This window comes from Mesorhizobium sp. M1295 (genome assembly GCF_040318135.1).
GTDB lineage: Bacteria > Pseudomonadota > Alphaproteobacteria > Rhizobiales > Rhizobiaceae > Mesorhizobium.
The window spans coordinates 1-7,188 of record NZ_JAMYLU010000053.1; the positions used below are offsets into that span (position 1 = coordinate 1).

8 protein-coding genes and 2 pseudogenes are annotated in these 7,188 nt (G+C 57.5%); 3 read left to right on the forward strand and 7 right to left on the reverse strand.

Annotated features, from left to right (window positions below; translation table 11 throughout):
* Positions 1-246: DDE-type integrase/transposase/recombinase (locus NKH29_RS32035; protein ID WP_353001371.1), on the forward strand; the 246-nt coding region annotated here is incomplete at its 5' end.
* Here the strand turns inward: NKH29_RS32035 and NKH29_RS32040 are convergent.
* The 7 genes from NKH29_RS32040 to NKH29_RS32070 all read right to left on the reverse strand — a co-directional run bounded on the left by NKH29_RS32040 (position 247) and on the right by NKH29_RS32070 (position 6,095).
* Positions 247-576 carry a type 2 periplasmic-binding domain-containing protein gene (locus NKH29_RS32040; protein ID WP_353001372.1) on the reverse strand — a complete coding sequence of 110 codons (330 nt, stop codon included), beginning with the start codon at positions 574-576 and terminating at the stop codon, positions 247-249.
* Between the two features lie 420 nt (positions 577-996).
* Positions 997-1,836, reverse strand: coding sequence for an aldo/keto reductase (locus tag NKH29_RS32045; RefSeq protein WP_353001373.1), 840 nt, complete (start codon positions 1,834-1,836; stop codon positions 997-999).
* 78 nt (positions 1,837-1,914) lie between these two features.
* Positions 1,915-2,610 carry a 2-oxo acid dehydrogenase subunit E2 gene (locus tag NKH29_RS32050; protein WP_353001374.1) on the reverse strand — a complete coding sequence of 232 codons (696 nt, stop codon included), beginning with the start codon at positions 2,608-2,610 and terminating at the stop codon, positions 1,915-1,917.
* Positions 2,610-2,846, reverse strand: coding sequence for a biotin/lipoyl-containing protein (locus NKH29_RS32055; protein WP_353001375.1), 237 nt, complete (start codon positions 2,844-2,846; stop codon positions 2,610-2,612). The genes NKH29_RS32050 and NKH29_RS32055 overlap by 1 nt, the downstream gene beginning before the upstream one ends.
* A 29-nt stretch (positions 2,847-2,875) precedes the next feature.
* A complete protein-coding gene (locus NKH29_RS32060; RefSeq protein WP_353001376.1) occupies positions 2,876-3,877 on the reverse strand; it encodes an alpha-ketoacid dehydrogenase subunit beta in 1,002 nt (333 codons plus the stop codon).
* A 5-nt stretch (positions 3,878-3,882) separates the two neighbouring features.
* The gene (locus NKH29_RS32065; RefSeq protein ID WP_353001377.1) at positions 3,883-4,899 is read right to left on the reverse strand and encodes a thiamine pyrophosphate-dependent dehydrogenase E1 component subunit alpha; all 1,017 of its coding nucleotides are present in this window, start codon (positions 4,897-4,899) and stop codon (positions 3,883-3,885) included.
* 986 nt (positions 4,900-5,885) lie between these two features.
* Positions 5,886-6,095, reverse strand: coding sequence for a hypothetical protein (locus NKH29_RS32070; protein WP_353001378.1), 210 nt, complete (start codon positions 6,093-6,095; stop codon positions 5,886-5,888).
* 179 nt (positions 6,096-6,274) lie between these two features.
* Between NKH29_RS32070 and NKH29_RS32075 the strand changes: the two are divergent.
* Both NKH29_RS32075 and NKH29_RS32080 read left to right on the forward strand, forming a co-directional pair.
* Positions 6,275-6,418 (forward strand): annotated as a pseudogene (locus NKH29_RS32075) (IS4/Tn5 family transposase DNA-binding protein); the annotation flags it as partial.
* Between the two features lie 265 nt (positions 6,419-6,683).
* Positions 6,684-7,188 (forward strand): annotated as a pseudogene (locus NKH29_RS32080) (IS4 family transposase); the annotation flags it as partial.

Consider the following 7,188-nt stretch of genomic DNA (forward strand, 5'->3'; position numbering starts at 1 on the left):
GTCGAGCACCGTTCGCACAAAGGCCTCAACAACCGCGCCGAGAATTCTCATCTTCCATTCCGAAAGCGGGAGCGAGTACGGCAGGGTTTCAGATCGATCGCTTCCCTGCAGCACTTCGTGTCAATCTTTTCCACCGTCCGCAATCTCTTCGTTCCCGACCGTTCAACCAGATCCGCAGCTCAGATCCGGAACCACCGCCTACGCGCGATGGCTGAGTGGAAGGCTATCGCCGCTCAAATTGCTTGATTATCTTGCCCTGTTCTCCGCTCGCCCGCTCGCCAAACAATGTGACAGCACCATCATGGCGCCGTATTCCATCACCGCTCCCGAAAACTGAGTGACGCCGGCTTCCTGCAAAATTGCTTTGTCTAGCTCCGGTCCGGTTCCTGTTGGCGAGCCATCCGTGTCCATGAAAGCGTAGGGCGGTTCATTTGCGATGGCGATTGTGACAGCATCTGACTTAGCCTGTTCCAACGTTGTCTGGGCAATTGCCGAGCAAGGCGCTATAGCGCCCAACACAAGAGCAAACAGGAGGCGGCCAAAGAGTGAAATGCATTGAGGTTGAGCATTTGACATCGGTTTCGTTCCCTTTTTCCACTTCTTGTTCGATGGGGCAACTGACTATACCGCTGTGAAATCACTGACCGTGACGTTGACGTTCCACCGAGCTGGAACTGTAAGCCAGCATCTCAACCAAATGACCCGAAAATTGGCGGAAGTTCGCTGAAAACTGCGCAAATCCACGCCGCATGTAAGGAAGGCGCGCCGCCGCAGCTAGCAGAGCGCAGTCTCTGTAACAGCAAGGCCGCACTGCCTTCGGCAGGTGCGAATTTCAAAGAGAGCGCTTGCCCATTAGCGCCCAAAGGGATGGCCGGTTCATGGCTTTTTTGGCGGACGGCGTTCTTCGATCATCGCCAATTTGACGTTCTTTTCGGGTCACGCCGCCGGTGCGCCAGGCACCTTTTCAAAGTGGAACACGGTATGCGTGGGGCGACATCAGTCGATAGTGTCCCATTGCGGCGCGTGGTAGCCTTCGTTGACGTAGAAACGCAGGTTGTGCGAGCGGAGCCGCGTGATTGCTGCCATCTCCTCGCCGGAAAGCTCAAAATCAAACACGTCTATGTTTTCCGCCAACCATTCCTTGCGCTCCGCTCGAGGTATCGCGACCACACCTTCTTGCTGTACGTGCCAGCGAAGCACTATCTGGACCGGGCTCTTGCTGTGCCGCTTAGCCGCGTCCGCGATCGCTGCTTCATCTAGCAGCGCTCCGCCTCGGCCCAATGGGGCATAGGCAATCATCGCCATACCTGCCGCGCGGCAAGCGGCATGGACTTTGGTTTGTGCGAGAAAGGGGTGATATTCCACCTGATTGGCCACGAGCGGCGCATCCGACAGGCGTATCGCCTTACCAAGCATTTCGGATGGGAAGTTCGACACACCGATGTGTCCCGCTATGCCGGAATTGCGAACCGCATTCAGCGCTTTGATGGAATCCGCCAGCGGGATCTCCGGGTGCGGCCAGTGGATCAGCAAAAGATCAACCTTGTCGAGGCCAAGGCGTTTTAGGCTCTGTTCAGCCGATCGCTCCAGATCTCCCGAAGCAATCTCAGTATACCAGACTTTGGTTGTGACGAAGACGTCTTCACGCGGTACGCCGGAAAGTCGCAGTCCCTCGCCCACCGCGCTCTCATTGTCATAGGTCGACGCGGTGTCGAGATGGCGGTAGCCGAGCGAAAGCGCATGCGCGACCAGCTCCGAGCATACTTCGTCCTTGAGTGTCCAGGTCCCAAGCCCGAGTGCCGGGATTGCGGCGCCGTTCACCATGACGTTGTGCATAAGATCCTCACTTCTTTCCTCCGCACGCCGGAGCCGCGGAATTGCCCATCAAAAAATGTTAGCTGGAGCTTGGCGCCCTCAGCCTCGACCCAATCTGTCCGGATTTGCGATGACATCCTGCAAGCCCTGCAGGAATTTACTCGCTTCGACTCCATCGACGGCGCGATGGTCGACTGAGAGCGTGCATGTCAGAATCGTTGCCACCCGCGTCTCGCCGAGGCGATTCGCGACAACTCGCGGTCCTGCGCTCCCTACTGCCAAAATAGCACATTGTGGTGCATTTATGATTGCGTCGAACTGTTGGATACCATAGCCGCCGAGGTTAGAGATGCTGAACGAGCCGCCGGATATTTCACTGAGCTTGATCGCGTTGCGGCCCGCTCGCTCAGCGAAATCCTTAACTTCCGCAGATATTTCCATCACTGACTTGCGTTCCGCACCGCGGACCACAGGTGTCGCAAGGCCACCTTTAACAGCAATTACAATCGAAATGTCGGCACTGTGGAATTGGTGGATCGAATTTTCTGCCATCTGGCAATTAACGGCGGGATTATCGATCAACGACACAGCAACCGCTTTGATTAGACAATCATTGATGGATGCTTTTCTTGTCGGATCGGTTTCGTTGATGGCTGCCCGCCAGCGCAACAGAGCATCAACTTCCATTTCGGTCACAAGGCGGAAGTGAGGAATTGTCTGCTTTGCGGTTGTCATCCGTGCGGCGATGACTTTCCTCAAAGGTGTCAGTTGAACCTCGGTAAAAGGGCGAGACATCAGCTTTCAATCGTTCCAATCACGGCATTGACCTCGACAGTTTGACCTTCCGTCGCGACGATTGTGGCTAGTACTCCGCTTGCGGGGGCCTCGACCTCTACTGTCGCCTTGGCTGTCTCAACCTCAAGAATAATCTCGCCCTCGCTAACTTGGTCTCCTATATTTTTCAACCAACCCACTATAGTAGCTTCCTCAATACCCATCCCGCTTGATGGCAAAAGAATGTCGGTTGTCACTTTGCTCAGCCTTCTTCGTATTAGGATGTTTACAGTAGCCGCCGGATGGCGGCGATGATCCGATCTTTGGTCGGGTAGAAGTTCTTCTCGAGGGCCGGGCTAAACGGCACGTGAATGTCCGGAGCGCTCAAGCGCAAGATCGGCCGCTTCAAGAGATCGAAAGCTTCTTCCGCCATCACGGCTGCGATTTCGCTTCCGACGTTACAGACGGGGTGCGCGTTCTCTACGATGATCAGTCTTCCGGTCTTCGCGACTGATGTTTTGAACGCCTCATGGTCGAGCGGCTTCAGCGTACGTGGGTCGATCAATTCAACCGAAATGCCTTCCGCGGCAAGCGCGTCGACAGCTTCCATCGCCGGGCGAATGGCACCGGCAATGGCGACCAGAGTCACGTCTTTTCCTTCGCGCTTCACATCCGCTTTGCCAATCGGGATTAGATAGTCCGGATCTGTGGGCACATCGCCCTTGAGCGCCCACAGGCGGGTGTCTTCGAAGACGAGCACCGGATCGTCGTCGCGAATGGCCGATTTCATTAACCCCTTCATATCGGCCGCGCTGGTCGGGCAGATGATCTTAAGGCCCGGCACATTCATAAAAAAAGGATAAGGCCGGTCGGCATGCTGCGCCGCCTTCGATCCCATCGCGTACATGCAGCAACGAAATACGATAGGAATGCTGATCTGACCTCCTGTCATATATCGCAATTTCGAGGCTTGGTTGATGATTTGATCCGAGGGTAGGTAGACGAAGCTGGCGATGGAGAGGTCTACGATCGGTCTCAATCCATTGATGGCCGCGCCGATTCCGAGGCCGGTAAAACTGCCTTCCGAAATCGGGAAGTCTCTAACCCGGTTCTTGCCGAATCGCTCGACAAGCTTGTCGCCGCCATAGACCGAGATGTCCTCCCCCATCAGGAAGACGCGCTCGTCACGCTCCATTTCCTCGATCTGCGCCTGCATGAGCGCGTCGAGATAGGTCATTTTAATGTGGGTGCCGACGGTCTCGGCAAGTTTCTGGGCATGAGCTTGCATGTCGATTAATTCCTCTCCAGCCCAGCCACAGAGCTGTACTGGCCCGCAAGGGGAGAGCTGAACATATAGCCGGGCAGAGTTTCTGGTCGAGGCATGGGGCTGGCCAAAGCAAATTGTACGGCCTGCTTGACGGCTTCGGCGACTTCATCCTCGATTACCTTCAAGCTCTCTTCATTTTTGCCCTCTTCGAGTAGCACAGTGCGATATAGCACAATGGGGTCTCGCTCGCGTTTGTAGGCCTCGACTTCTTCAACCGGTCGATAGGGCTCCCCTACAATGACCAGGCCGAAATTGTGCTCGTCGAACCGATAGGTGTTGGCTACAATGAGAGTAGGCCCCCCGCCCGTGCGTGCTCGCAAGACGGCCTGTGCCGTAGCGTGATAGACGGCGCTCACGTCCTGACCATCAACTGTTACTCCGGGCATGCCGTAGCCCGCCGCCCGCAGCGCGATGTCCGGCTGCCCGTGGCTCTTCGCTACCGAGGTGCTGATTGCATAGCCATTGTTCTCGCAAAGAAAGATAACCGGGAGCTTCCAGAGCGAAGCCATGTTGAGACTCTCGTGAAAGGTGCCTTGGTTCACCGCTCCATCACCGAAGAAGCACAGCGTGACCTGATCCACCCCCCGCATCATAGCGCTGAAGGCGCACCCCGTCGCAAGAGGAATTCCCCCACCGACGATGGCCGACTCACTGATGATCCCGACCGATTTGTCCGCAAGGTGCATCGAACCGCCGCGCCCCTTGCAAATGCCGCCCTCCTTGCCCATCAACTCGGCCATGAGCGCGTCCAAATGCGCACCCTTCCCGATCGGATGGCCGTGCGAACGATGCGTCCCGGTCATTGCGTCATCCTCCCGGAGGGCAACACATGCCCCCACGATAGCGGCCTCCTGGCCAACGCTCGCATGAAAAGAACCAGGGATCCGGCCTGCTTTAAACTGGCGCATACCCTCTTCTTCGAATCGACGGATGCGAAGCATCCGCCGATATGCCTCTAATCTCCGATCACCATTCAACTGCATGACCTAAACGTTCCTCCAAAAACCAAAAGATACGCAGCTTACGAAATGGCAGCTGCGGCGCGGTACAACCGAGCGACGTCTACGCAGGTGGCTCACGGTCAGATTGACAATCGACTGCCCGCGCTCACCTGACGTCGACACCGCCCCGATAGGCCGGCCTGTCGTGCGTCGCAGACCGAGCGTCTCCTCTTTGTTCTTTATCGATTTGATAACGCGTGCTGCCTGATCAACCTAACAAAATCAAATCGGCGGTTTGCGTCGAATAACCCGCTGCATAAGCAGGAAATCGGCATAATGTAGAACGTTTTTAGCGTTGGCGTTGCGACAATAGGACAAGCAAGACGGGCGGGAAAAGCCACTGCCGCGCATCGCGAAGGTGAGCCAAAAAGGTGTTAGACCAAGCCGTCGACACGTCAGCCGGCGTGGGCGTTCGATGACGCCGGCGCTGTATAGAAATCGAGTGCGGTGTGAACTCGGCCACTGCAGGCTTCGTGCATGGAGAGTCATCCCAATTGCCAGCGAGCAGGGTCGCAACGGCACGCCCGTCGAGCCGGAGGTGCCAGACACGAAATGGGGAGCCCTTCCCCAAGGCCCGGTCCTTTGCGCCTAATGGGAGCCTCCGTTCCGTGTGTGTATGGCCGTGAAAGAGTGAAAAAATACAATCATCGATGCGCCTGGCGCCAGGGGTAGATCGACCGCGGGGCCAGGATGAGGCCAAGTGCAACGATTGAGACTAAGATTCAAGATTGGACGAGGGGCACCGGAAAGCCGACAATGCCCAAAAAAGCACCTATGAGAATCAGGACGATAAATGCAGTTGGCCATACTAAGCAGTTGGCGTCCTCCCTTGAGCGGAGTCCGAAGACCGATTGCAACCATGGCGGTCGAGCCCCAATATTCTGGGGTATCCGGCCCATCGGATCGATGATTTGCTGCCGTGGAATTGGAGATCCGCAAAACTGCGGACCCACCCAGCGGCAGCGTGATCATACAGCGCGATAAGGTGCATCACGTATACCGTCGACCGCGTCGCCAGGGACCCCGGTGTCAGCGAAGCGCTCATCCAGGACCTGACCGTCGGTCTCGAGCCCGAGGACGGCGTCATCTGGGTGTACGGCGCTAACGATGACGACGGAATCTTGGCCTTCACCGATGAAGGCATGGAGGAGGTCAAACTCCTCCTCGAAGAATATCATCGCGTCTCCCCATCGAAAGCTTGATCTCAGCACCGCGGTGCTCAGGTGCTCATGGCCGCGGATACGCACGTCTGCGGTCTTCACCGGCTTTCAATTACCCACATCGTGGGCGGGGCCTATTGCCGCGTATGAATCTGCCGTGATTCTGTTCGTGACGCCGAATCACGGAGGCGTCACGGATGCGAGACAAGACCAGCAGCAGCGAAGCCGCTTGGCAGGAGGAAGAGCTTTCTGCGGCGGCCCTTCCCGACAAGCGTCTGGGCCGTCGGCTGCAACGGTTGCTGGATCAGATGTCAGCTGCGCCGGGCAAGCCAATCCCGGCGGCGTGCGGCGACTGGGCGGCGGCGAAGGCGGCCTACCGCTTCTTTGACAATCCGCGTGTGACCGAACATAGCGTTCTAGCCGGCCATTTCGTCGCGACCGCGGCGCGCGTTGCGGCGAGCGAAGGTCCGATCCTAATCCTGCAGGACACGACCGAATTTATCTACAGCCGCGCGCAGCCGGGCAAAATCGGCTTCACCAAAAACCATCAACGCCGGGCGCTACAAGGCCGGGCAGCCCAACGTGCTGACCTCGTGCGGGGTGCTGATGCATTCGAGCCTGGCTGTCACCCTCACCGGCACACCCCTCGGTCTGACGACGGTGAAATTCTGGACACGAACGAAATTCAAGGGAACGCTCGCGCTCAAGCGGCACATCAATCCCAGGCGCGTGCCGATCGAGACGAAAGAGAGCTACCGCTGGCTGGAGAACCTGCGCCAATCCATCGCGCTCGTTGGCGCGCCCGAGCGCTGCGTGCATGTGGGTGACCGGGAGAGCGATATCTACGAGCTCTATTGCACCGCGCAAGACCTTGGTACGAGCTTCATCGTGCGGGTGCAGAAGAACAGGCTGGCCGCGCGACCTGCCGATGCTGCCCCATACGATCCTGCTCATCGCGTCTTTGCCCAACTTGCGGCGGCGCCTTGGGCGGGACGTCATCGCATTACGGTCGATCAGGACGAGACAACCTGGCTGCAGGTGAAGTTCGCCGCCATCAACACCTTGCCGCCGGTGGGCAAGCGCTACAGTCCGCAGGTTCTGGCTTACATCC